General features: G+C 63.7%; 16 protein-coding genes. 5 read left to right on the top strand and 11 right to left on the bottom strand.

The genetic code is table 11. The features are described from left to right. Positions 1 to 104: 104 nt before the first annotated feature. The 5 genes from hpf to FIV42_RS09035 all read right to left on the bottom strand — a co-directional run bounded on the left by hpf (position 105) and on the right by FIV42_RS09035 (position 6,098). Entirely contained in the window at positions 105 to 773 is a 669-nt protein-coding gene (gene hpf, locus FIV42_RS09015) for a ribosome hibernation-promoting factor, HPF/YfiA family (RefSeq protein ID WP_141197359.1), read from the bottom strand. Positions 774 to 1,045: 272 nt separating this feature from the next. Beyond that, positions 1,046 to 2,239 (bottom strand): DUF7151 family protein, encoded by a 1,194-nt coding sequence (locus FIV42_RS09020; RefSeq protein WP_141197360.1) that lies wholly within the window; start codon positions 2,237 to 2,239, stop codon positions 1,046 to 1,048. 181 nt (positions 2,240 to 2,420) lie between these two features. After that, the gene (locus FIV42_RS09025) at positions 2,421 to 3,839 is read right to left on the bottom strand and encodes a vWA domain-containing protein (protein ID WP_141197361.1); all 1,419 of its coding nucleotides are present in this window, start codon (positions 3,837 to 3,839) and stop codon (positions 2,421 to 2,423) included. Between the two features lie 83 nt (positions 3,840 to 3,922). Continuing rightward, positions 3,923 to 5,392: an RNA polymerase factor sigma-54 gene (rpoN, locus tag FIV42_RS09030; RefSeq protein WP_141197362.1), complete on the bottom strand. Its 1,470-nt coding sequence runs from the start codon at positions 5,390 to 5,392 to the stop codon at positions 3,923 to 3,925. Between the two features lie 97 nt (positions 5,393 to 5,489). Next, positions 5,490 to 6,098, bottom strand: coding sequence for a hypothetical protein (locus FIV42_RS09035; RefSeq protein ID WP_141197363.1), 609 nt, complete (start codon positions 6,096 to 6,098; stop codon positions 5,490 to 5,492). A gap of 322 nt (positions 6,099 to 6,420) precedes the next feature. Here FIV42_RS09035 and FIV42_RS30075 point away from each other — a divergent pair, with 322 nt between their 5' ends. Beyond that, a complete protein-coding gene (locus tag FIV42_RS30075; RefSeq protein ID WP_168210513.1) occupies positions 6,421 to 7,464 on the top strand; it encodes a DUF7282 domain-containing protein in 1,044 nt (347 codons plus the stop codon). A gap of 98 nt (positions 7,465 to 7,562) precedes the next feature. On the opposite strand, the gene FIV42_RS09045 is transcribed toward FIV42_RS30075, so the two are convergent. Together FIV42_RS09045 and FIV42_RS09050 are read right to left on the bottom strand one after the other, a co-directional pair. Further along, the gene (locus FIV42_RS09045) at positions 7,563 to 8,777 is read right to left on the bottom strand and encodes an OmpP1/FadL family transporter (protein WP_141197364.1); all 1,215 of its coding nucleotides are present in this window, start codon (positions 8,775 to 8,777) and stop codon (positions 7,563 to 7,565) included. Next, positions 8,767 to 11,295, bottom strand: a complete 2,529-nt coding sequence (locus tag FIV42_RS09050; protein ID WP_141197365.1) for a hypothetical protein — start codon at positions 11,293 to 11,295, stop codon at positions 8,767 to 8,769. Before FIV42_RS09050 ends, FIV42_RS09045 begins: the two co-directional genes overlap by 11 nt. Before the next feature lie 314 nt (positions 11,296 to 11,609). On the opposite strand from FIV42_RS09050, the gene FIV42_RS09055 reads away from it, so the two are divergent. Continuing rightward, entirely contained in the window at positions 11,610 to 12,524 is a 915-nt protein-coding gene (locus FIV42_RS09055; RefSeq protein ID WP_141197366.1) for a 2-oxo acid dehydrogenase subunit E2, read from the top strand. A gap of 1 nt (position 12,525) precedes the next feature. Next, positions 12,526 to 14,556, top strand: coding sequence for an IgGFc-binding protein (locus tag FIV42_RS09060; protein ID WP_141197367.1), 2,031 nt, complete (start codon positions 12,526 to 12,528; stop codon positions 14,554 to 14,556). Positions 14,557 to 14,867: 311 nt separating this feature from the next. Here the strand turns inward: FIV42_RS09060 and FIV42_RS09065 are convergent, their stop codons facing one another. Then, the gene (locus FIV42_RS09065) at positions 14,868 to 15,320 is read right to left on the bottom strand and encodes a single-stranded DNA-binding protein (protein ID WP_141197368.1); all 453 of its coding nucleotides are present in this window, start codon (positions 15,318 to 15,320) and stop codon (positions 14,868 to 14,870) included. A 510-nt stretch (positions 15,321 to 15,830) separates the two neighbouring features. Between FIV42_RS09065 and FIV42_RS09070 the strand changes: the two genes are divergently transcribed. Both FIV42_RS09070 and FIV42_RS09075 read left to right on the top strand, forming a co-directional pair. Then, positions 15,831 to 18,743 (top strand): tetratricopeptide repeat protein, encoded by a 2,913-nt coding sequence (locus FIV42_RS09070; protein WP_168210514.1) that lies wholly within the window; start codon positions 15,831 to 15,833, stop codon positions 18,741 to 18,743. A 4-nt stretch (positions 18,744 to 18,747) separates the two neighbouring features. Further along, a complete protein-coding gene (locus FIV42_RS09075; protein ID WP_141197370.1) occupies positions 18,748 to 19,431 on the top strand; it encodes a hypothetical protein in 684 nt (227 codons plus the stop codon). 200 nt (positions 19,432 to 19,631) lie between these two features. Here the strand turns inward: FIV42_RS09075 and glyS are convergent, their stop codons facing one another. The 3 genes from glyS to FIV42_RS09090 all read right to left on the bottom strand — a co-directional run bounded on the left by glyS (position 19,632) and on the right by FIV42_RS09090 (position 24,206). Next, positions 19,632 to 21,725 carry a glycine--tRNA ligase subunit beta gene (gene glyS / locus FIV42_RS09080; protein WP_141197371.1) on the bottom strand — a complete coding sequence of 698 codons (2,094 nt, stop codon included), beginning with the start codon at positions 21,723 to 21,725 and terminating at the stop codon, positions 19,632 to 19,634. A gap of 197 nt (positions 21,726 to 21,922) precedes the next feature. Further along, positions 21,923 to 22,831 carry a glycine--tRNA ligase subunit alpha gene (glyQ, locus tag FIV42_RS09085; protein ID WP_141197372.1) on the bottom strand — a complete coding sequence of 303 codons (909 nt, stop codon included), beginning with the start codon at positions 22,829 to 22,831 and terminating at the stop codon, positions 21,923 to 21,925. Between the two features lie 172 nt (positions 22,832 to 23,003). Beyond that, positions 23,004 to 24,206: a hypothetical protein gene (locus FIV42_RS09090; protein WP_141197373.1), complete on the bottom strand. Its 1,203-nt coding sequence runs from the start codon at positions 24,204 to 24,206 to the stop codon at positions 23,004 to 23,006. Between the last annotated feature and the right edge of the window lie 219 nt (positions 24,207 to 24,425).

The following is a 24,425-nucleotide window of genomic DNA, read 5'->3' on the forward strand; positions in this document are numbered from 1 at the left end:
GCCTCACAGACATCGCTCGGCACCTCCCCGACGCGGGGAGGGGGTGATCAAAAAAGGGAGGCCGAAGCCTCCCTTCTCTTACATCACCCTGAGATTCTATCGTGTCACGCCGTCTCGATAAGACCCACGTTGCCGTCGTGGCGCTTGTAGACGATGTTGATGTTTTTGCTCACCGCGTTGGTGAAGATGTAGAACTCGCGATCGGACAGGAGGTCGAGCTGCATGACCGCCTCTTCGAGCGACATCGGCTTGGCCTCGTACTCCTGGTTGCGGAGCACCTTGACCGCATCGCCACCGTTGACCTGAACCACGCGGGCGTCCTCGTCTTCGGCCACGGCCACCGCTTCGTCTTCGCTGGGGGCCGGATACAACTCGTAGTCCTCGGCGAACTCCTCGTCGAATTCCGACTCCTCGTACATCCCGCCGTCGAACGGAGCGACCACGCCCATGCGGAACATGCGCGAGTGCCCGTTGCGGTCGGGCTGGTGATCCTTGAGGCGATCCTTGTGGCGGCGAAGCTGCTTTTCAATCTTCTCGAGCGCCAAGTCGATGGAGCTGTACATGTCCTCGCTGCGCTCTTTTCCCTTAACGGTAAAGTTCTTGATGTGAAGGGTGAAGTCGGCGATATGCCAGTGCTTCTCAACGCTCATCACGACAGTGGCATCGATCTTTCCCTGCACGTACTTGTCACAGACACGCTCGAGCTTGCTCACAGCGTATTCGCGCAGAGAAGCAGAGGATTCCATGTGCCGAAAAGAGACATTGGCATTCATTGCGGACTCCTAATTGTGGGGGAGTTAAACTGTTCGGGTTGCTGATGATCATACATACGCAGTTGCGCCACGTAGTAGTTAGAACCCCAAAGGACACCACGATGCCGGGATGGCAGAAGTTGTGGTGCCGCCACGGTTCCGTAAGGGAAAGCATATCGTGATCATCGCCAGAAAACCAAGCAAGATCATAAGAAATTTAAAGAGATTCTTAACGCACAAAAAAGGACGGCCCGAAGGCCGCCCTCGATGACTCGACGCGAGGGTCGCTCAGCTCACTGCACGGACACGCTGGTCAGCGTGCCGAAGGCCATCGCCGTGCTGCCCGAGGAGATCGGGCCCGGTCCAGGTCCCGAGTTGCCCGAGTCGAGCCCCTCGGCGAACTGGATCATGAACTGGCGCTGCTCGGCCTCGGCGAAGGCCATCGGCCCGCGGAAGTGATCGTCGTTGAACACCGTGCCGTCGGCGTCGTACATCGCCAGGGTCATGTAGCTGACCTCGAGGCCGTTGAAGTCCTCGTTGGCCTGCGAGGTGACCCGGTACTCGTCCTGGTTGGTGAACCCGAAGTCGTTGTTGAACTCGAAGAGCAACTCGGCGGTCGGCGACGACGTGAGCAGGTTGGTTCCCAGGTTGACCGAGAAGCTGCTGGTCTCGCCGGTCAAGGTATACATGCCCATGCGGCCGTCGGGGTTCGAGTCGGTCGGCGAGGACATCCCCGGATACGAGATCACCCCGGTGAAGGTATCTCCGACGGCGACGCCCGGGCTCAAGTTATCGTTGTCATTGACCGAATCGATCGTGCCTTCGAAATAGATCGTGGTGAGGACGAGGCACTGGTTGGGATCGTTGGGGTCGGCCGTATAGCCGTCCGGGCAGGGACCGCACTCGACGATCTCCGACTCGACCTCTGATTCTTCGAGGGTGCCGTTTTCGTCGAGATCGCGGCCGACCTGAATGGCGGTGCCGCCGCCTCCGCACACATCGCCCTGCGGAACCTCGACCTCCTGGATCAAGATGGGCGCGTCGACGGCATCGGGAGCATTGCAGATCGTCTCTTCGCTGGTGACTTCGGAGTCTTGCAGCGCGCCGTCGTCGTTTGTGTCGACGCCCACACGCACCAGCGTGCCGCCCGCGTCGCCGCACGAGGTCGCCTCGGCAGTCTCGACGAGCGCCGTGGCGCCCTGCTCTCCTTGATCGCCTTGCTCGCCCTGCTCGCCGGCATCGCCCTGAACTCCGTTGCACACGTAGCTGGTGGCCTCGACCTCGGTGTCGCTCAGGCTGCCGTCGCCGTCGGCGTCGACGCCCGTGCGAATGGCGGTGCCACCCTGCGCACAATTGTCACCGGCCGGCTCTTCGACCGTCTCGACGAGTGACGAGGCACCGGCCGGACCCATTTCGCCGGCGTCCCCGCAGGCAACCAACAAAAGAGCCGTCGCCAGTGCTGTCAGTACTACTTTGCCGTTGCGCATTATCTGTTCCTCATCTCGAATCGTTCGAAGAATCCATGGCCGCGTACCGTACGCGGTCCGCCTCGATTCGTATTGTCCACATCCACCCCAGTTGTGTGACGTAACAATACCTTACAATTCGCTGTGAGGTCGATAAAATCGCAAAACAACACGCTTTAGTCGGGCCTACTTGGTAGACGCCTTATCTGGCAAATACGACGCCGCGGGTGTCGAACTCCGCGCCCGGGCCGCCTTGCTCGGAGAAGGAGTACTCGCGGACCGTGCCGGCGACGTCGGCGCTCATCTCGGTTTGCACCTGATACGCCTCGCCGCTCGCCACTTCACCGCGCTTGAACGCCGCGGACTCGACGCGCGCCTCCCACAGGCCATCGAGGGCCAGCGGCGTCCACGCCATTTCGTATCCGAGTTGCTCGGCCGAGGGCGCGTAGATGTAGCCGCCGCCGGTCTCGCAGGCGAGTCGAGCGTAGTCGTGGATGGGGCCGACGCGGCCGGCGGCGTCGTGCTCGGGCAGACAGTAAGTCTGGTCGATATCGTAGGTGCCGGGAGATTCGACCGTATCGCCGGCGTTTTCGGTGTAGCCACGCGGCTTGCGGCACGTCTCGTAGTTCTTGCATTCGGTGTCGTCCGAGCAAGGCGTCTGCCCCTCGGGATACATCGGATCTTCACGGAGCAGCGTCGGCTCCTCGAGTGCGGGATCGAGGTGGACGACAAAGACGCGCACGTTGTGTTCCCGTGCAGCGCGGATCGCGTCGCCGATCCCCTCGCTGCCCATCTCGCGCATGTCGTCGTAGCCGTCGACGAAGACCACGAGTTGCTTGTCGACCGCGCCGGGGCGCTCGACGCCCAACTCGGTCATCGCCGATTCGCTGTAGGGGCCGTCGATGACGTTTGTGATCGCCTCGTAAACGTTGGCACGCGCGTCGGGCGTCGGAGGCGCGTTCCGATAGTCGCTCGCGATCGAGGCTTCGACCGTGGCCTGCTCCTGAGTCCATTCGCTGGTCTCCGACGAGGCTTGCGCAACATGAGACGTCGGCTGGAGCGCCGTGGAGTCGAAGGTCCACACGCCGAAGAACGTCTCGCGGCCCTCCGCGCGGGCGAGCCTGTAAGCGCGTTGCCAGGAGGTATAGGTGCCGAGCACGGCCGCTAGGCGACGCTCGTCGACATCCGTCGCCGTCTCGCGCAGACGAAAGTCGGGCACGCCCATGTCCTCGCGATCTCCGGTGACACCGTTGCCGTTTTTGTCCCAGTGACCTCGGGCGCCGGGTGGGACGAATCCGTCGAGGCTGCCGGCGTTTTCGAGTAGCAGGCCGAAGACCTGGTGCTCGTCGTTGTCAGCGACGAATTGCACACTCGGGCCGGCGACCACCGAGATATCCGAGTTGGAGAATGTGAGCGACTCGGGGCCCAGTTCCACCGACTGATGGTCGACCGTCTCGCCCAGACGAATCGGGCGCACCTCGCCGTCGGTCAGCACAAAGCGCACGCGCATCTCGCCGTCATCCCCCGTCACGCCCTGGCAGGAGCCGGGCGCGGCGGTAAACCGCGACGAGTGGATCTCGACAAATGAACGCTCCAGATCACCGTTCGGTACCTGCTCCATCGGATCATCCCAACAGGCAGGCAACAACGCGACGATCAGGCCGACGCCAACAACATCCAGTCTCCCCATCCCAAACAACCTTTTTAGAATACTTGTTTACGCTTCGAACTCGACAAAATCCCCATCATCTCGCGGTACTTGGCCACGGTGCGCCGGGCGATGTCGATATTTTGCTCTTCCTCGAGCTTTTTGGCGATTTTGGAATCGGAGAGCGGCTTTTGCGGGTCTTCCTCGGCGATGATCTCGCGGATCTTCGCTTTGACGGCCTCACTGGCGAGGTCTTCGCCGCCGTGCTTGGTGATGCCGGAGTTGAAGAAGAATTTGAGCTCGAAGACACCGCGGGGGGTGTGCACGTACTTGTTGGTGGTCACGCGGCTGACGGTCGACTCGTGCATCTCGATGTCGTCGGCGACGTCCTTGAGGACCAGCGGCTTGAGGTGCTCGATGCCCTTTTCGAAGAAGTCCTTCTGGAACTTGATGATGCTCTCGGTGACCTTGATGATCGTCGACTGGCGCTGGTGGATGCTGCGGATGAGCCACATGGCGCCGCGAAGCTTGTCCTGGATATAGTCGCGGACATCGTCCTTTTCGCCCTCTTCTTTCTTCTGGGCGAGCATCTTCTTGTAATAATTCGAGACCTTGAGCTTGGGAAGCCCGTCCTCGTTGAGCGAGGCGACGTATTCGCCGTCGAGCTCGTAGATGTAGACGTCAGGGGTGATGTAGCGGCCCTCGTCCTGGCTGTAGAGCCGGCCCGGCTTGGGCTCGAAGGTCGCGATGAGCTGGGCGGCGCGGATCACCTCGTCTTTGTCGACGCCCAGGGTACGCGCGATCTTCGAGACGCTCTTGCGCTCGAGATCGGCGAGGTGATCTTCGAGGATCGCGTGGACGGTGTCGTCGTCGGGTACCAGACGATCGGCCTGGATGAGCAGGCACTCCTTGATGTTGCGGGCGGCCACGCCGATGGGGTCGAACTCCTGGATGATCTCCAAGACCTCTTCGACCTCCTCTTCGGTGGCGTCGATCTCCTCGTCGGCGGCGAGCTCGGCCACGGTGATGTCGCGAAGGTAGCCCGTCTCGTCGAGGTTGCCGATGATGTGGGCGCCGATTTGCTGCTGGCGATCGTCGAGCGCGGAGAGGCGAAGCTGGCTCATCAGATGATCGACCAGAGACTCGCTGGTCGACATCGTCTCCTCGTAGCCGGGCAGATCGCTGGTGCTATACCCCTTGTACGAGTTCGACGGCATCGAGTTGCCGTCGTACTTGTTGAGGTATTCGTCCCAGTCGACGCTGTCCATGTCGCCTTCGTCGGCCTTGACCTCTTCGGTTTTGTCGGAGCGCTCCTTCTCTTCGATGCCGTGCTCTTGGACGTAGAGCGACTCGGCCTCGTAAGGATCTTGCTGCTCTTCGAGCACCGGGTTTTCGGTCATCTCCTGGCGCACCATCGAGATGAGTTCCATGCGCGACAACTGCAGAAGCTTGATAGCCTGCTGAAGCTGCGGAGTCATGCGCAGCTGCTGTGTCTGCTTCAGTTGCGCTCTGAGTCCCATTTCCATGGTTGTGCTCTCCTTCGCCTTCGTTCCAGCCGAGTAAAGCCGAGCGTCGCACTCTCAAGGTGCGACGCGCCGCACATGTTACAAGTCAGCGCTCCAGTTATTCCGTGCCCGCCGGGGGCGAGGCCCCGGAAGGCTCAGGACGACTCTGGGTGGTCGAGCCGCCCGGTGCAACTTTTTCAAACAGCACGCGCCCCGAGGCCAACTCGACCTCGATACGCCGGGCCTGTAGTCGCCAGCGCGGATGGACCACGCTCGGCGACTCATCCGTCTCGACGAACACCAGCCCACGCGAGGGCTGCACACTGACCATCTGGCCCGCCGTGACATAAAGATCATCGGGGCCTGCGAGCCTGACGTGACCATGCGCGGTCCACCAACTCACGTCGATGGACGGGGCCGCTGCGAGGCCCGTTTGGACGCGATCCGCCGTCAAAATCCACCCCGGCGTGCCCGCCCGCCGAGCGTAGACGCCGTCGAGGCGCAAATGAGCATCCTCGACTACAGCGCGATGGGCGAAAATCTCCCAGCCGCCCATCTCCACCAACACCGGACCTTTCGGCGCGTCCACGTCCGGCCGTCTTGGAGGCTCGTGCCCGCCAACGGGCAGCGCGAGCGCCCCAATCGTCGTGATCGCCATGATCGTGCAGGCGATCTCGCACGCCTTTCCGACGAGGCGACTGCGCACAATCTGCGTAGACTCTGACATCAATGTCGCCTTTGGGGCGTCATCGGTGTGACACCCTGTCACATGAAGCTGCGCGTTTCGTCGGGCTCAGAATACATTGACAACATTTTTCGACCCGTGCACATACGCCAGCCGAGCCGCCCACAACGGGAAATTAAATCGCTTGTTCAAAGCGTAAACCATTCGCCCATTTGGTTGGCGTTCATCTTGCATTCAGCATACGACAGCCGATGACGCGAAGCAAGTCGAAAGGATTTCCGTGGTACGACTCTTGCTTACGGTCTCCATATGGACCAGGCGCGCTTCGGCATACCAAGTTGGACTTTCTTCTGAGGAGTGACTGATGAAGCGACGAGTACTGCTGACTATCTTGCTTGCGATGACTGTGGGCGTTGGCGCCTGCGGCGACGATGACGACGCGACCAACAACGCCAACAACACCAATAACCAAGCTGATACCGGCACCGAGGACGCGGGCACCGAGGATACCGGAGCCGAGGACACCGGCGACGAAGATGCCGGCGACGAAGATGCCGGGGACGAGGACACCGGCGACGAGGACGCCGGCACCGAAGATACTGGCACCGAGGACACCGGCGGCGACACCACCGCTGCGGCGACCGCCGACGACCAGACCCTCGACAACCTGTCGACCCTCGTTACCGTCGCTAGCGCCACCTCCGACGGCCCCGGCTGGATCGTCATCCACGAAAACGCCTGCACCGACGATCAAGGCACCGCCACCTTTGGCGCCGTCATCGGCAAAGCAGCTCTGAGCGACGGCGAGAACACCGACATCTCGGTCACTCTCGAGCGTCCGGCCGTCGACGACGAGTCGCTGTGCGCCATGCTGCACTCCGACACCGGCGAAGAGGGCACCTACGAGTTCGGCACCGACGATCTCGACGGGCCGGTCACCGACGGTGAGGGCAACGTCGTCATGGACAGCTTCGCCGTACAGGTCCCCGAGGGAACCCCGGCCATTCGCATCACCATCGACGCTTCGGGCAACCAAGACTACGATTTCCAGAGCGTCGAGCCGGCAATGTACGACAACGGCCTGAGCGGCTCGGCCGATCCGGTGCTCTTCCTCAACGACGGATGGCGCTACGAGATCGTCAACAACGCCACCGCCAATCACCCGTTCGAGCTTCTCGACGCCGACGGCGGCCTGGGCGGCATGGGTGATGTCCTGCTGTCGCAGGCCTCGAACCCGACCGCCGAGACCGATCCGGACACCGCCTGGAACGAGGACGGCAACTCGGTCCTGTTCACCGTCGCCGGTGAAGCCTTTGCGGGAGGCGCGCTCAGCGGTAGCGTCGACGCCTACCGGTGCGCGAACCACCCCGAGTCGATGCAGGGCACGGTTACCATCGAGTCACCCTAACCTCAGCTGAAGCACCAGGGTGGAGGCGCGGCCCCTCGGGGTCGCGCCTTTTTTGTGTTTTAGGGTACGAATGTGTTCTGGAATACAAAGGCAGGAAGTCACGGCCGGTACGTCACGCCCAACGACAACAGCTCCGCCGACGCGTCGTAACTCCCCGGAAAAGCATCCCCGCTCGCCTCGGCTCCCATGAACACGACGTGTCCGTAGCCCACATCCACCTGGAGCCCGTCCACGACCGTGTACCCCGCGCCCAACGACGGGATCAGCCGGTTGCCATCGGGCGACGACGGCGACAACGTGTTCGACGGCGACGGCGCCATGTCGAAGGCCAGCCCCACGCGCAGATCCAAATCCTCAACCCATCCCTTTTGCTCCCAGCCGGCCGCTAACGTGATCGAGTCGTTCCAGTTGCGCGGCTGAGTAACGTCGGGAGTCTGGTCGTGGGCGAAGTCGATGCCGAACTCCTGGAAGGTCGACCACGTCCAGTACGTCACGTCGACCGAGGCGATCGCATCGTCGAATGCCCACGCAGCCCCCAGCGCGATACGGTCGGGGAGCGTCAGCTCGGTGGTCACGTACTGGTCGTGGGCCTTTTGCTGCAGCTCGATCGGCACGTCCTCGAAGTTGGCCCAGCCCGAAAAGTCAAGGTGCATGCGCGAGCGCCAACTCAAGCCCAGCGTCAGCTCGTCGAGCGGGCGATACATCAACGCGAGCTGAGCGCCCAAGCCAGTGGCATCCCCGGCGAGCTGGACGCTTCCTTCGGTGTCGACGGCGTCGATCTGGCGACCGTAACCCACCGTCGAGCGGCCGAGCCGCGGTCCTGCGGCGATGGAGAGCTCGTCGATGGGCCGCCACACGACCACCCCGGCGACCTCGAAGACCTGCAGCTCGATGGAGGTGATCTCGAAGCGTCCGCGCCAATCCTTCGGCCAGCTCAAGCCCGAGCCGAACGGCACGTCGAACGAGAGTCCGACTCCAAAATCGCCGAAACGATACCCGACATGACCGTACGGAATCGTCGACAAGTCGGTCTGCGCACCGGTCTGCTCACCAGACCCTGGCTGCACGTGCGCCACCGAGGGTGCTAGTCCCGACACGCCCGCCGAGATCATCAGTGAATCGGCGAAGCCAAACGCCGCCGGGTTATGGAAGCCCGCTCCGCCCAGGTCGGCGCGCGCCGTCGCCGCCCCTCCAACTCCACGCGCACCTGCCCCCTGCTCCCCAATCGCAAACCCCGCCGCAAGAGCAGGCTGGGCATACAAAAGGCCCGCGAGAACCAAGAACCAAGAACCAAGAACCGTGTTATCGCTCATTGAAAAACTCGATCATCTCGTTGCGTGCATCTCGCCCCTCGAAAGAGGTCGGGTCGAACAAAAAGCCATGGTTCGATATCGCCGGTTCGTACTCCGAAATCGGCACGCCCATGCGCTCGGAGAGCACCTCGGTGGCCACGTTGGGGACGACCGCATCGTTTTTGGCCATCTGGATGAGCACGCGCTTGGTGGGCGCGGTCTTCTGTTGACCGTCGACCGGATCGACGTAGGTCACCGGGTCGAGGATGGCGTGTTGGGCCATGTTGAGCGGGTCGACCGGATCGAGCAGCCAGCGAATGGTGTTGCCGAACTCGAAATAGGCGTCGCTGCCGTCGGCCACACCGCGCTCGTCGAGGGCGTGCTGGAACTGACTCTTGAAGGTGTCCGAGTGCTGGATGAGCTTGAAATAGTCGGCCCCCGGCACGTTGAGCACGAAGGTCTCCAAGGTGGGCTCGGCGGCGGTCAAGATCGAGCCGATAATGCCGCCCAGGCTCATCCCCAGGTAGACCACGTCGTCGCCATCGAGCCTCCAGCCACCGGTCTTGCCGACCCAGTCGGCGTTTCGAATCACCCGCAGGGCCTGCATCTGGTCGAGGGCTGCCTGGGCGAAGTGGTCACGGGTGCCCACCAGGTTGCCGACTTCGACGAAGGCAAAACCGGTCGAGACCGGATATTCAGCGTCGACGAAGGGCACTTCGATGGTCGCGATCGCGCCCTTGGAGCCGTCGGGCTCGATGCACTCGCCGACTTCGTTGCACGTCCCATCGCCCTTGCAATCGCTAGTCTCCACGCACACCGCGCGATGGCCGTGATAGGGCATATCGACGGCAAACGCCGCGTAGCCCTCGTCGGCGAGCTTGTTGGCGATGAGGTAGACGAGCTCGCGGCTGGTCATCAGCCCGTGGCCAAATTGGACCACCGGAATCGGCTCGCCCTTGTCGATGCCCGACGGAATGGTGAGCACAAACGAAGCTTTGCGCTCTTGGGCCGCGCCGTTGGGGTAGGCTGTGCGCGTAGTCGGATCGAGGTGGTCGAGCACGAACATTTCGCCGGAGACAATCGTCTTGACCTGGGGCATCGCCAAGAAGAGCCCACGCTCGAAAGGCGTGGCGACCTCGACGTTGACGATGTCGGTGCGCACGTCCTGCTCGTAGAGGGTGGCGCGCTTGGCCAAGAGGCGCTCGACCGCCGACAAGGTCCGGAACGGCACCGCCGCCGAGACGAGCTCGCGCGGCATCAAGTCGGCGGCGAGGTGGTCGAGCACCGGCGTGGCCATCTGGCGCACCGGCTCGAGCATCTGCGCGGTGGCGTCGTCGACGGCCGACACCTGCGAGGCACCCCCTTCGACGAGGGTCGCCTTCGAGCGCAACAGGGCGCCGAGCGGCTGGGCGCGAAGCGCGTCGCCCCCCTGCCCGGTCAGCTTCTGGGTGGCCACGTACACGTAGTCGCTGTTCGGCTCGAGGGTGAGCGAGGGGCGCGCCCAAAAGCTCTTGCCGTCGTTCAGCACGCCGCGCTCGAGGTCGGTGACCTCGACGAGCGAGCCGTCTTCCTGCTTGCGAAAGAGCCGGATCGCCTCGGGGTCGGCGACCGTAGTCGGGTCCACCGGATGGGTCGACTCGATCACAATCGCGCCGGAGGCCGAAAAGCCGTCGTATTGTGACAGCGCATGCTTGACGTCGCGCACCTCCTCGGAGTCGTCGTCGCTCACCGGCAGGTCGACCTGACCGGTCGCCGGATCAATGAGCAATTGATTGGGAAGCGGGATGCGCCCGGTATCCGGGTCGAACCACACCGCCGGCTGGCTTGTCGTCGTAAAGCTACCCAGCACGGCGAGCTGCTCGCGCGCGAAACCGCGCGTCTGCGTGACCATCTCGATCAGCGGCGCGTAGGCCTGCTGGACCTTACGGAGCGCCTCGGCCGTCTCGAGCTTCTCGTCGTCGGTCTCACCGGGCATCGCCGCTGGATGCTCGTCGAGCGGCGACATCGAACGCACCAAGTAGAAGCCGGCGTCGGCGATCACGGGTTCGCCCTCGGCGCCGATAAGCCCGCCGTCGTAGCCGCGGAGCCCGAAGACGTAGGTATGACCGGGCAAAAACTCCGAGTTCTGGCCTCCTTTTGGCGTGCCGGTAATCAGCCCCGCCTCGGAATCGTAATCGAGCGACAAGTCGAGCGCCTCGCGCGTCTGGGCGTCGAGCACGAACGCCGCCCCGCGCAGCCCACCGGCCTGCACGTCGTCGGACATCGGGATCTTCAGCGTCGAGGCGAGCGGGTAGCCGTCGAGCGAGTTGAGATAGCCGACGAATTCCTTGTCGGCCGCCGGCGCCTGAGGGTCGACGGGCAGGTCGAGCCGACCGGTCGCAGAGTCGCGCACCAAATCGGTCGGCGTGGGCAACTCGCCGGTCGCCGGGCTCCACATCGGGCGCACCACGTCGGGCACGGGCTCGATGTCGGCTTCCGGAGCGCATGAGCTCATCGCGACCGCGCAGAGGCCGAGCGAAAGTAGACGAAGGCGCGTCATCGCGGCACCTCGAAAAGGGTGAATGGTCAGTCAGATGGGGTGGAGAGTACAGGAGAGAGGACGGAAGATTCAAGTCACGGGGACGGGGACGGCCACGGTCACGGGGACGTAAACGTGATCGTGATCGTGATCGTGATCGTAATCGTAATCGTGATCGTAATCGTGATCGTAATCTTGCTCGTCCCCCCCACCCCCAACCGAAATGCGCGCCGGTTTAGCCTCGTTACACCCCACGAAGCACGTTGATAACTCGACCCCCGTTCGGTAGGGTGGGCGCATCGTCAAGCATTCAAACGTGGTCAGGAGTCGATAGAATGGGCAAACGCTGGGAACCGCTCGAGAAGTACTCGTCGTGGCGCAAGATTTCGGTCGGCATGTGGAAAACCCCCGCAGATCCGACGATCTACGGGTTCGAAACCGTCGACGTCAGCCGCCTGGTGCCGTATCTCGAAGAAGTGTCGCGCGTCAGCGGCACCAAGGTCGGCGTCGCCGCCTATTGCGCCAAGTTGATGGCGACGGTCTTCGAAGAGTATCCCGACCTCAACGTGGTCATGGTGGGCAAAAAGGTGCACCGCCGAAAGACCATCGACATCTTCTGTCAGGTCGCCGTGGGCAACGAAAAGGCGAGTCAGGCCGACCTGAGCGGCATCAAGCTCGCCGAGGCCGACAAGATGGACCTGGTCGAGATCGCCAAGAAGCTCGGCTCGCGCGCCGAAGACGTGCGCACCGGCCAAGACGCCGAGATGGAGAAGACCAAGTCGATGGTCGACGTGGTCCCGCCCTGGTTGATGGGCGGCGTGCTCAAGGTCGTCGACTTCTTGACGTTCAACGTGCCCTTCGACCTCGACAAGCTGGGCATCCGCAGCGACCCCTTCGGCAGCGCGATGGTCACCTCGGTCGGCCAGTTCAACATCAAGCAGGGCTTCGCGCCGCTGGTGCCCGCCAGCCGCGTGCCGTTGGTGGCGCTCCCGGGCGTGTTGCACAAGGCGCCGTTCGTCACCGAGAACGGCGACGTCGAAGCGCGCGACGCGCTGACGGTCTCGTGCACCTTCGACCACCGCGTCTACGACGGCTACCAGATCGGGCGCATCGTCGACGTCATCCGCGACGTGTTGATGTATCCGACTCGATATTATCCCGAGCCGGAGCACTGGGCGACGCCGGACACCGAACCCGCGCAGTCGCCGCGGCCCGAAGATCGCGAAGCGAAACCTGCCCCGGCCGAATAAAATGAGATCTGCAGGTCTCTTCAAACTTCTGGTCGTCGCGCTGTTGGCGTTTGGCCTCGGATATACGGCCTGCTCGGACAATACGGGCAACCAATCCAACGAGACGAACAACACCCTTACCGACGTCTCCACGCCGGACGCCACCGATGCGTCCGGCGCGTGCACGCCCGGCGAGGCCGAGTGCACTTCGCTCGCCTCGCGGCAGGTGTGCAAGAGCGACGGCAGCGGCTTTCGCGACGAGGTCTGCCCCGCCGACCAACGCTGCCACCCCGACTCGGGCGAGTGCACCGACAAAGTCTGCAACCCGGGTGAGTTTCAAAGCTGCACCGACGAAGGTCTGCAGCGCGTATGCAACGCGAGCGGCACCGCCATCGTCGAGACGCTTTGCCCGGGCGACGCCCCCTGCACCGACGGCGCGTGCGAAGCGCCCGAGTGCAGCCCCGGCACCAACCGCTGCGTCGACCGCCGCCAGCTCGAGGTCTGCAACGAGGCGGGCGCCTTCGTGCCCGGCGAGCCGTGCCCCATTGGCACCGAGTGCTTCAACGGCGCCTGCGAAGAGCTGTGCGAGCTCAATAAAAAGGTCTCGAGCTATATCGGCTGCGAGTATTGGTCGGTCGACCTCGACAACTACGACGACGCGCTCAGCCAGCCGCACGCGATCGTGGTCACCAACCCCAACCCCGAGAGCGAAGCGCGCGTCACGCTCAGCGAGGGCTTTACCGACCGACAGCTTATCAGCGCTCCCGACGGCACGCGCTACGACCTGGTGATCCCGCCGGGCGAAGCGCGCATCTACTCGGTGCCGACCGGTTTCGACCACTCCGGCACGCGCCGCCTCCAAGACAAAGCGATCCGGCTGACCAGCAGCGTCCCGGTCATCGCCTACCAGTTCAACCCGCTCAACAACGTCGACGTCTACTCGAACGACGGCACGCTGCTCATCCCGACGAACTCGGTGGGAAGCGAGTACTGGGCACTGAGCTGGTATTACCGCGGCGGTCGCGCCCGCATTCGCGGCTTTTTGACGATCGTCAACTCCCACGGCAACCCCAACCGGGTGCGCGTGACCCCGTCGGCCCAGGTCATCCAGGGCCCGGGCATCGAGCAGATCGAGCCTGGCGAGACGCGCGTCTTCGACCTGGCTCCCGGCGAGTCGATCAACCTCGAGACATCGGGCGCCGAGCTCGACGCCGCGATCGAAAGCGGCTGCCTGGCCACGCGCGAAGGCCCGCCCGAGCAGGTCACGCCCTGCCCCGACCTGACCGGCACCCACATCGACGCCGACATGCCGATCACGGTCTTCGGCGGCCACCAGTGCGCCAACGTGGTCAAAGACATCGACCGCTGCGACCACATCGAGTCGATCATCTTCCCGGTGTCGTCGTGGGGTAAGAATTACGTCGGCGCCAAGTTCAGCCCCCGCGCCGACGGCATCACCGCCGAGCCCGACGTGTGGCGAGTCATCGCCGCCGAGGACGGCACGATCATCCAGACCGACCCCGAGATCCCGGGCGTCCACGGCCGCACCATCGACGCCGGCGAGTGGCGCCAATTCGAGGCGCACGGCAGCTACCAAAACTTCCAGCTCGTCTCCAACAAGCCCGTCATGCTCGCCCAATACATGGTCGGCTCCAACTGGACCGGCATCCCACGCGAGTGCGACGAGGGCATCGACGCCCAAAACCCCACCGGCATCGGCGACCCGGCCATGTCACTGGCCGTGCCCGTCGATCAATTCCGCACCGACTATATCGTGCTGACGCCCGAGGCCTACGACGAGGACTACATCAACCTCATCGTCCCCGCCGGCCAGCAGGTACGCCTCGACGGCGAGCCTGTCCCCGACGACCAATGGACCACGGTCGGCCAGCGCGGCAACTTCGATATCGCTCAAATTCGTGTGGAGGACGGCTTCCACCGCCTGGAGGCGGACGCGCCGTTCGGCGTGATCAGCTACGGGTATGACTGCCACGTCTCCTATGCGTACCCGGGCGGGTTGAACTTGGAGACGGTCGAAGATCGTCTCGAATAGGAAAAACGCGCATTAAGCCAACATCTTCCTCTCCGCCCGTAGCAAAGCGGAGGGAAGGAGAGGACCGAGGAGAGGGACCGAGGGAGAGGCTCTTTTGCCGTTTCTTTTTCCTCCTCCTGGATCCTCCTCCACTTCGCTTCGCTCGCGGAGGAGGGCGCCCCTCCTCGGTCCTCCCCACCCGCACAAAGCGCGGGCGGGGAGGAAGATGTCGATTTAGCGAACTCTGTTCGCAGTTCGCTCCCCGTCCGCAAAAAGCGCGGGCGGGGAGGAAGATGTCGATTTAGCGAACTCTGTTCACCATTCGGGGTTGCTTAGAACGGAATGTCGTCGTCATCGAACGACTGGTCGAAATCACTCTCGACCTGCGGGCGGCTCTGGTTGAAGCCGCCGCCTCCGCCGCCGCCGCCACCCGAGTAGCCGCCGCCTCCGCCGCCGTTGCCGCCGGACAGGAAGGTGACGTTCTGGGCCACGATCTCGGTGGTGTAGCGCTTGTTGCCGTCGTTGTCTTGCCACTCGTTGGTCTGGATCCGACCTTCGACGTAGACCTGACGGCCCTTGCTCAAGTACTTGGCGCAGTTCTCGGCGGTGTTGCCGAAGACGACCACGCGGTGCCATTCGGTGCGCTCTTGGGACTGACCGCTCTTGTCCGTCCAACGCTCGTTGGTGGCGATGCGCAGGTTGGCCACCGGGGTGCCCGACTGCGTGTAGCGGACCTCGGGATCGGCGCCGAGGTTTCCGATGATAATCGCTTTATTGACGCTCATTGTTTTCTCCTTATCTATCCTGCCCAGGCTCACCCCGAGCAGGTGGAAGTCCATGTGACGCGTTTATGGTAACGTGCCTTAGCTATTTTGCAACAACCACTGAACACCTGTTCTGTGGTCATACGATCATTTTCAGAACTGCCGGAGGATCGTGAGCCGACAAGGCTCTACCAATGCCCTCATATATGTTATCGGCAAAAAGTGCTAATTCGTTGCGTGGTTTTTTGCGCTTTGTCAGGAAATCCCTGTTAGCACATGATGCTGGAGGGATGCAGTGAAGATTTTTTGTGCGTGCTCTGTTCTGTTTTTTTGAGGCGTAGCGTCGTGGCGCCCCCCATCCGCCTCGCGCTAAACAGCGCGCTCGGCACCTTCCCCACGGGGGAAGGGATGCCCCTGCGAAAAGCTACGTGGTTCAGGCACGCAAGGAAATCCCTTACCCTGTGGGGAAGGTGCCCGTAGCGAAGCGAAGGGCGGATGGGGGTCCCCAACAACCCAAACGTTAATAACCCTATGTCCTTCCTAGACAAACTCAGCGAACGCGTCGGCGGTTTCCTCGACGAAGTCTTCTTGCCCGAAGACGTCGCCCACGCGCTGCACAAGGCGTCTCAGGCGATGCAGCGCGAGGACTACGACGCGGCGTTGCGCATCCTCTATAGAACGCACGCCGAGCACCCCGACTTCCACCGCACGCACCACATGATCGGGATGTGCCACTTCCATCAGGAGAAGTTCGACGAGGCCCTGTCGGCCTTCGATCGGGCGGTCGAGCAGCGCGAGGAGGCGGTCAGCCACCTCTACGCGGGGCTGTCGGCCGAGCAGTTGGGCAACGCGCACGAGGCGCAGGTGCACTTCCGAAGAGGACTCGAGCTGTCCGACGCGGCCGAACTCGAGTTCGACCTGCTCTTCGGGCTGGGACGCGTGTATCTGGCGCAGGGACGTGCTGACAAGGCGGTGCGGGAGCTCAAAAAGGCGGTCAAGGCGCGCCCCGACCAGTCGGAGGCGACCGTGCTACTCGCCCGGGCGCTCCTGCAGCGCTCGAAGCTCGACGAGGCTCGCAAGGTGCTCGAGCGGCCGGGCGCGCGCAGCGCGGGTCAACCGGCGTTGATCTTGCGCGGCGAGATCGAGGAGGCGCGCGGTCACCACGGCCAGGCACGCGAGGCCTACGACAAAGCGCTCGAGTGGGAACCGAACCACCTGATCGCGCTGATCGGCGTGGCGCGAACGAGCCTGGCGCTGGGCGACCACCGCCGGGCCAACGAGTGCTCGCTGCGTGCGCTCGAAGAGGCTGACGAGGAGCAACTCCCCGAGATCCATACGCTGCTCGGGCGCGTCAACGAGGCGGTCGAAAACCGCCAGCGCGCCCTCGAATGCTATCGAAACGCGCTGCATCTCGACGCGCGGCGCCCGCAGGCGCATCTGGGCGCCGGGAGGATCTTGCTCGAGCGCGGCGACGCGGAGACGGCGCGCGAGCACTTCCAGGGAGTGCTCGAGATGGGTGGTGACGACCCGACAATGCGTCGAGAGGCGCTCGTTGGCTTTGCCAAAGCCAACCTCGCCGGGGGCGATTTGGCCGGCGCCCGCCGACTGATCGACGAGGTGCTCCAGGAGCAGGACAAGCCGTCCCCCGAAGCGCTGCACTTGCTCGGGCAGGTCGCGCTCGAGTCGGGCGACCCCGCCGAAGCGGTCGTCGCCTTCGAGGAAGCCGTGCGTGCGGCCGGCGAGCGGCGCGTCGACGCGGTCGAGGCCGACCTTCGTCGTGCCCTGGGTGAACTCACGTTCGACTGGGAGTTGCCCGAGCGGCTCGACGACTCGACCGACGTGGTCGAGGTGTTGCGACAGCTTCGCGACTTCGTCGCCTCCGACCCGCGCATCGACCACTTCTCGGCGCGCGTCCAGCAGATGCTGGCCACGCTCAACTCGCCTTTGTCGGTCGCCATCGTCGGAGAGTTCAACGCCGGTAAGTCGACGCTCCTGAACGCGCTCATCGGCGAAGAGGTCGTCCCCATGGGCGTGTTGCCGACCACGGCGCACACCTGCTTTATCCAGTACGGACCCCGTAAGTCGGCGCGGGTGGTGCGCAAAGACGGCGAGGTCACCGAGGTCAACCTCGAGGAGGCCAAGCGCCAGATGAAGACCGACGCCGACGACATCGACCACCTCGAGTACGTCTATCCGCACCCCGACCTTCGCTCGGTCGAGTTCTGGGACACGCCCGGCTTCAACGCGCTCGAAGACGCTCACGAAGAGACCGCCAGCCGCGCGCTCGAGGAGGCCGAGGCGATTCTGTGGGTCCTCGACGCCAACCAGGCGCTCTCCCACAGCGAGTTCGAACAGATCGAAAAGGTCCCCAACGGACGCGAGCGTCTGCTCGTCTTGCTCAACAAGATCGACCGGCTGGGACCGGCCGACTCGCGCGGCCCGCAGGTCGAAGAGCTCGTCGACTATGTCGAGGAGAACGCTTCTGCGCGCATCGCCGGCTGTTTTCCGATGACCGCCAAGGAGGCGCTCGCCCACCGTACGGCGCCCGAGGACGAAGCCGACGCCGAGGCACTCGCTGACACTGGCTTCGAAGCGTTTCGCGACTTCTTGGAGTCGCGCATCATCGAGCGCTCGGGGCGCATCAAGACGCTCGAGATCGCACGCCAACTCCACGATCTGGTCGGCGACATGACCGAGTTTCAACGAGCGCTCGTCGACAAATACGACCAGCTCGGCGGCGAGGCCGCGTCACTGCGCGGCTGGCTCGACGAACTCGCCGACGAACGCCCCGAGAAGCACGCCAAAAAGGAGGCGCGCGCCCTCGAAGATCGCTTCGACTTCGTGCTCACCGGCATCGAGCGAGAGATTCGCGAGGCGCTCAAGTCACGCGGCACCTGGCTCACACGCAAGGTCCTCTCGGAAGAGGACCAGACCTTTATCCTCGACCTGCTCTCCGAGCGGCTCGACGACGTGCTCAACCGTTCACGCCAGACGATTCTGGCCGACGTCGACGAGCTCGAAGGCGCGGTCGCCCAGCGCGTCGGCCCGATCATCCAGTCGCTTCCGCTGGGAGACGCCCGCGCGATGAACCGACGACTCGAAGGCTTCTTCGACGAGACCCGCATGCTCAAGCTCTTGCTCGAAGAGCGCGTCTACGGGCAGCTTCGCGCCCGGGCGACGGGTCAGATCGAGGCGGCTGGTCAGCGCGCGCTCGAAGAGATTCGCAACAGCGGCCAAGAAGGCCCCGCCTGGCGCGCAGCGCTTCGACGCCTGCTCCCGGACACCCGCGGCCACCTCAACCGCGAACTCGCTGCCTGGTACGAGGAATTTTTCCTTGCAGCATGTCGCTTTTCCGATAGGGTGCAGCGGGACTTGCACCTCCTCAAACTGGAGGCCGAACACCACTTCGACGTCTCGGCCGTACTCCAACTGGCCAGTGACTGAATAGATGACTTCGAAGAAGACACTTCTGACAACCTGCGCGCTGCTGCTCATCGGACTCTCCGCCTGTGACGACAAGTCTGAAGGCGAGGCTCGGGTCGACGCCGGCGTTGACGCCACCAAGACGGCCCAAAAGGCTCAGAAAAAAGCCGAGGCCAAGCAGCCGAGCGCGTCGAAGGACGCAGCGGACCCGGAGAAGCGCACCAGTGCGTCCTCCCCCAAGGGTGCTACCGTTGCAGAAGAGCCCCCGCTCGACATCTCCAAGTTGCTCACGACAAAAGATTTCGAAGATTTCACCCGAACCTCGATGGTTCGCGAGCAGCTCGTGGGCAAGCCCCCCTCCCCCACCTACAACGCCGTGCACCTGCACCCGTCCGGACGCAACTTCTACGGCGCCGGCCTGCAGGTCTGGAAGGCAGAGTCGTCTGAAGCCGCCGTGGAGCGCGCCCTGCAACTGCGCGAGCAGTATCTGGCCGTCGATGATGCCCCCAAAGACGGTCCGGTTGACAACGAACGGGCGTTCGTGTCCGACCGTGCCGGGATTTTCACCTACGTCTTTCCGTTCTCGGAAGGCGATCAGAGCTACGTCGTAGCCGTGTCTTGTGGAGAGAAGCTCTGCAAGAAGGGATTCGAGGACGTGGCAGAGCTTGCTGAGGTGGTTGTTGAGCGGCTTGGGGAATCGGAAGAATAGCTTTTCGAGGCCCCCCATCCGCCCTTCGCTTCGCTACGGGCACCTTCCCCCAGGGGAAGGGATGCTGTTGCGAAAAGCTACGTGGTTCAGGCGCGCTAAGGCAGCCCTTCCCCTGGGGGAAGGTGCCGAGCGCGCGGTTTAGCGCGAGGCGGATGGGGGGCGCCGCAAAGCAACACCCCTCAGCCCCCACTCCTCCTCCATCACGCCTGAATCTTCGAAATATCCGCCACTTTCATAAACAGCTCGCGCAACTCATCCAACAGCGCGATGCGGTTCTGCCGAAGCTTCTCGTCTTCGGCCATCACCATCACGTTGTCGAAGAAGTCGTCGACCGGGGCTTTGAGGCCGATGAGCGTGCCGCAGGCGCGGCGCCAATCGCGCTCGGCGAGCGCTGAGTCGACCTCGCCGGCCGCCTCTTGCCATGCCTCGTGAAGCGCGCGCTCTTGCTCCTCTTCGAGCAGCTCGGCGTCGACGCTCTCGGCGAGCTCGGCCTGCTCTTCGGCCTGCTTGCGCAAGATGTTGACCACGCGTTTGAACCCGATGGCCAACGGCTCGAAGTCGGGCTCGTCGCGAAGCTCGGCGAGCGCAGCGACGCGGTCCTGGACGCTCAACACGTCATCTTTGTTCGCGGCGAGTACCGCGTCGACCACGTCTGTCGGGTACTCGTCGGTGAGCTGGTACTTGAGGCGCGTGGCCGCAAAGTCGACGACTTCGTCGACCAACTCGGCGTGGTCCTTTTCGAGCACGCCGGGGCTCAGCTCCTCGTAGGTCTCCACCGACAGCTCGAACAGACGCGACAAGCCGATGCTGTACTCGCGCTCCTGCAAGATGCGGATGACACCCAGCGCCGCGCGGCGAAGGGCGTACGGGTCGGACGTACTCGTCGGTATGAGCCCGATGCCGAACGTGCCGGTGAGCGCGTCGATCTTCTCGGCCAGCGCCACCGCGGCGCCCGCCGGCGTCGCCGGGGTGTCGTCCTCGGCGCCTTTGGGCAGGTACTGCTCGTAGATCGCGTGGGCGACGTCGGCGTCCTCGTCGTGGGCGAGCGCGTACTCGCGGCCCATCACACCCTGCAGGTCGGGGAACTCACCGACCATGTCGGTCAGCAGATCGGCCTTGCTCAACAGCGCGCCCCGCTCGGCGGCGGTGTGCACGTGCTCGCCCAAGCCGAGCTCGTTGGCGATGGCGCCGGCGAGCTTCGACATGCGCTCGCTGCGGTCCTTCATCGAGCCCAACTTCTTGAGCCAGACGACGTCGTCGAGCTTGTCGACGAGCGCATCGAGCGGGGTCTTGAGGTCCTTGTCCCAGAAGAAGCGCGCGTCATCGAGGCGCGCCTTCAACACGCGAAGGTTGCCGTCGTAGACCTGCTCGGGGGTGCGCACCGGGGTGTTGTAGATGACCCCGCACACCGAGATGAGCGAGTCGCCCTCTTCGTCGGCGATGCTGAAGTAGCGCTGGTGCGAGCGCATCGACGAGATGAGCACCTCGTCGGGAAGCTCGAGATACTCGTCGCCGAACTTGATGGCGATGGCGTGCGGCTCCTCGATGAGGAAGGCCACCTCGTCGACCAGCGCCGGGTCTTGGACGAGCGTGCCGCCGATATCCTCGGCGATCTCGGCCAGGCGCTTCTCGATGGTCTCGCGACGCTCGGCGGGGTCGGCGATGACGTGCGCCTCGCGCAGTCCGTCCAGGTAGTCGTCGATGCTCGAGACCTCGAACGATTCCGGCGCCGCGAAGCGGTGGCCGCGGGTGGTGTTCGAGCTCTCCACGCCGGCGTAGGTGACCGGCACGGTCTCGCCGCCGGCGACCGCCAGAATCCAGCGCACCGGACGCGCGAAGCGCTCGGTGCGATCCGCCCAACGCATCGACTTCGGAAAGCCCAGACCGTTGATGATCTCTTCGAGCAGCTCGGGCAGGAGCTCGGCGGTCGGCTGGCCCTCTTCGAAGACCTTGGCCGCGATATACTCGCCCTTGTCGGTGTCGACCGTGTAGAGGTCACTCACGTCGACGCCCTGGCCGCGCGCGAAGCCCTCGGCGGCCTTGGTCGGCTCACCGTCTTTGAAGGCGATGTTGGCGGGCGGGCCGGTGCGCTCCTCCTCGAGGTCGGACTGCTTCTCGGCCAATCCGTCGACCAGAAGCGTCAGGCGACGCGGCGTCGACACGGTGCGCGCGCTGTCGAAGCTGATGCGCAGCTCGTCGGCGCGCTCGCGGAACTTTTGTTCGATTTGCGTGAGCGCCGGCTCGCAGAAGCTTGCGGGGAGTTCCTCTGCGCCAATTTCGAAGATTAATTGCATGGGTTTGATCGTCTGTATGTTCAAAGGTGGCGGCCTTGCTGGGTTTCGGCGCGCTATTTGGGCAGACAAACTACGATTTGAGGGCTGCGAATTGACCGGTGGTCGCGATTCGCGGCTTCGAGAACCGACCTACTTCGATAACACGACCCTCAAATTGTAGTTTGGCCGCTAAAATAGCGCCTCGATTCCTGAAGGCTTCACTCGTCTGCGTCTTCAGCCAACAACTTCTCTGCTTCCTCGCGCGGCAACAACGGGTAGCCGAGCTCCTTACGCTGCTCGACGAACCCCTGGGCAACCATGCGCGCCAGCGATCGGATGCGCCGGATATATTTTTGGCGCTCGGTCACGCTGATGGCGCCGCGGGCGTCGAGGATATTGAACGTGTGGCTCGCCTTCATGATGTAGTCGTAGGCTGGCAAAATCAGCCCGTGCTCCATCAGGCGCTTGGCCTCGCCCTCGTACTGGTCGAACCACTCGAAGTGCAGCGCGTTGTCGGCCTGCTCGAAGTGGAAGTGGCTGAACTCGACCTCTTCCTGGTGGCGGATCTGCCCGTAGCTCACGCCCGGCGCCCACTCCAGGTCGTAGACGCTGTCGACACCCTGCAGGAACATGGCGATACGCTCGAGACCGTAGGTAATCTCGGCCGGGACCGGGTGCAGCTCGATGCCGCCCACTTGCTGGAAGTAAGTGAACTGGGTGGCCTCCATGCCGTCGATCCAGACCTCCCAACCCAAGCCCCAGGCGCCCAAGGTGGGCTGCTCCCAGTCGTCTTCGACCAGGCGCAAGTCGTGCTCCATCTTGTCGATCCCGATGGCCGCAAGGCTCTCCCAATACAGGTCGAGCACGTTGTCCGGGCTCGGCTTCAACAACACCTGGAACTGGAAGTAAGCGCCCATGCGGTTGGGGTTCTCACCGTAGCGACCGTCGGTGGGTCGACGACACGGCTCGACGTAGGCCACCTTCCAGGGCTCGGGGCCCAGCGCGCGCAAAAACGTCGCCTCGTTGTAGGTACCGGCGCCTTTCTCGACGTCCCAAGGCTGCTGCAACACGCAACCCTGGTCGGCCCAGAACTTCTGGAGGGTGAGGATGAGGTCTTGGAAGAGCATGGGTTGTTCGGGGTTTCGGTTTGGCTGCTCGGTGCAGCGTTTTGGGTCGATCGTGGGTCTTATAGCGTGAGCGTTGGTGAGGGGCAAGCGTGGGGTCGTACAACAAAAAACCCGGCGCCCCAAAAGGGCGCCGGGTCTCAACAAGCTACCGAAGTAGCCTATCGACTAACACTTACTCAGCGGTGGCGATACCGCTGAAGGTCGCGCCGGTGGTTTCGAACTTGGCACCGATGCTGACAGCGTCGGCCGAGCCGTCGCCGTCGGTGTCGATGTCGGCCAGGAACGGAAGGACGCCCACGAGGGTGTCGCAGTTCGAGGCGATGGTGCCGCAAGTGCCTTCACCGGCCTGCTCACAGGCGTCGCCTTCAGGCGCGCCGGCGTTGCAGGTGGCGGTGCCGGCGATGTCCGACGGGTCGTACGAGATGAGGTCGTCGCCTTCCAGACCCATGCAGGTGCAGGTGCTGGCGAAGCCGTTCAGGCCGTCGAGGATGTCGGAAACCTTGACCACGCCGCCGAGCTTGCCGTCGGTCATGGTCACGCCGTCGCTCAGATCGGTGTCGTCGATCGTGGCCTCGAGCTGGGCGTTGCTGATGCGAAGCGACAGCGGGGTGCCCAGCAGGTCGATGCTCAGCTGGACGACGCCCGGGCCGGCCGAGAACTGGTCGCCGTTGATGGTCGCGTTCGGCACGCGCGCCTGAGGGAAGGTACCCTGGTCGATGCTGGCCGGGTCGATGAGGTAGGTGCCGTCACCAGCGTCCTCACCCAACCAGAAGTTGGCGGCGTACTCTTCGCCGGCGCTCAGGTCCGTCAGACCGTCGTGTTCGAAGATCAGGATGAGGCTGCCGTCAGCGATGCTGTCGGTCAGGCTCTGGTTGATGCTCTCGAGCTGGCCGAAGTCGAGCAGCGTGGCGCCGAGCGCGTTGTCGGGGCCGTCGTTGCCGTCGTCCGGGGTGTAGTCGAAGCAGCACTCCGGGTCGGTCTGGCCGCCCACGGAGCGACCGGCGACCTGGAAGGAGGTTACGAGCGAACCCGGACCGAATTCGGTATCGTCGAAGCCCTGGTCGCAACGTGCCGGTCGATCGTCGCCGGTCAGGTCGCAGCCGGTGGCTCCTGCCACGCACATGCCGGTGTTGGTGTCGCACACCTCGCCGTCGGCGCAGTCGTCGTCCGAGGTGCAGCCCTGGTCGGCGTCCATGTCGCCGCCATCGTCGGCGTCCATATCGCCGCCGTCTTCGGTACCGGCGTCTTCGGTGCCAGTGTCGGCCTGGTTGTTGGTGTTGTTGCTATCGTTGGTGTCGTCATCGCCACAAGCGGTGAGCGACAAGCCGGCGCAAAGCGCCAGCGCCATCAAGCCAATCAGATTCTTCTTAAGCATCGAACTCCTCCAGAAGTCGAAAAACTGCCGGTCTGCATCAATCGAAAATTAACCGGTTGGTCAAGAAACGTGGGTTTCTAGCCGTATGTTGTCGCTTATGTGCTTCAACTGGAGGGGAAACTAGCAAAAATGGGAGGGCGGAGCAAGTTTTGGTATTCCCCCAGCTCCGCTTCGCTTCGCAGGGGGTTATCAAAGGGGGGATTCCGCCCAAGGGCTCCA

The sequence above is a fragment of the Persicimonas caeni genome (assembly GCF_006517175.1).
GTDB lineage: Bacteria > Myxococcota_A > Bradymonadia > Bradymonadales > Bradymonadaceae > Persicimonas > Persicimonas caeni.

Excerpts from the sequence above, each read along its gene's own strand:
- FIV42_RS09065 (WP_141197368.1), bottom strand. The coding sequence starts at position 15,320 with ATGAGCGTCAATAAAGCGATTATCATCGGAAACCTCGGCGCCGATCCC.
- FIV42_RS09055 (WP_141197366.1), top strand. The coding sequence starts at position 11,610 with ATGGGCAAACGCTGGGAACCGCTCGAGAAGTACTCGTCGTGGCGCAAG.
- FIV42_RS09090 (WP_141197373.1), bottom strand. The coding sequence starts at position 24,206 with ATGCTTAAGAAGAATCTGATTGGCTTGATGGCGCTGGCGCTTTGCGCC.
- FIV42_RS09025 (WP_141197361.1), bottom strand. The coding sequence starts at position 3,839 with ATGGAGCAGGTACCGAACGGTGATCTGGAGCGTTCATTTGTCGAGATC.
- FIV42_RS09070 (WP_168210514.1), top strand. The coding sequence starts at position 15,831 with ATGTCCTTCCTAGACAAACTCAGCGAACGCGTCGGCGGTTTCCTCGAC.
- rpoN (WP_141197362.1), bottom strand. The coding sequence starts at position 5,392 with ATGGAAATGGGACTCAGAGCGCAACTGAAGCAGACACAGCAGCTGCGC.
- FIV42_RS30075 (WP_168210513.1), top strand. The coding sequence starts at position 6,421 with ATGAAGCGACGAGTACTGCTGACTATCTTGCTTGCGATGACTGTGGGC.
- FIV42_RS09075 (WP_141197370.1), top strand. The coding sequence starts at position 18,748 with ATGACTTCGAAGAAGACACTTCTGACAACCTGCGCGCTGCTGCTCATC.
- FIV42_RS09050 (WP_141197365.1), bottom strand. The coding sequence starts at position 11,295 with ATGACGCGCCTTCGTCTACTTTCGCTCGGCCTCTGCGCGGTCGCGATG.
- FIV42_RS09045 (WP_141197364.1), bottom strand. The coding sequence starts at position 8,777 with ATGAGCGATAACACGGTTCTTGGTTCTTGGTTCTTGGTTCTCGCGGGC.
- FIV42_RS09020 (WP_141197360.1), bottom strand. The coding sequence starts at position 2,239 with ATGCGCAACGGCAAAGTAGTACTGACAGCACTGGCGACGGCTCTTTTG.
- glyQ (WP_141197372.1), bottom strand. The coding sequence starts at position 22,831 with ATGCTCTTCCAAGACCTCATCCTCACCCTCCAGAAGTTCTGGGCCGAC.
- glyS (WP_141197371.1), bottom strand. The coding sequence starts at position 21,725 with ATGCAATTAATCTTCGAAATTGGCGCAGAGGAACTCCCCGCAAGCTTC.
- FIV42_RS09060 (WP_141197367.1), top strand. The coding sequence starts at position 12,526 with ATGAGATCTGCAGGTCTCTTCAAACTTCTGGTCGTCGCGCTGTTGGCG.
- hpf (WP_141197359.1), bottom strand. The coding sequence starts at position 773 with ATGAATGCCAATGTCTCTTTTCGGCACATGGAATCCTCTGCTTCTCTG.
- FIV42_RS09035 (WP_141197363.1), bottom strand. The coding sequence starts at position 6,098 with ATGTCAGAGTCTACGCAGATTGTGCGCAGTCGCCTCGTCGGAAAGGCG.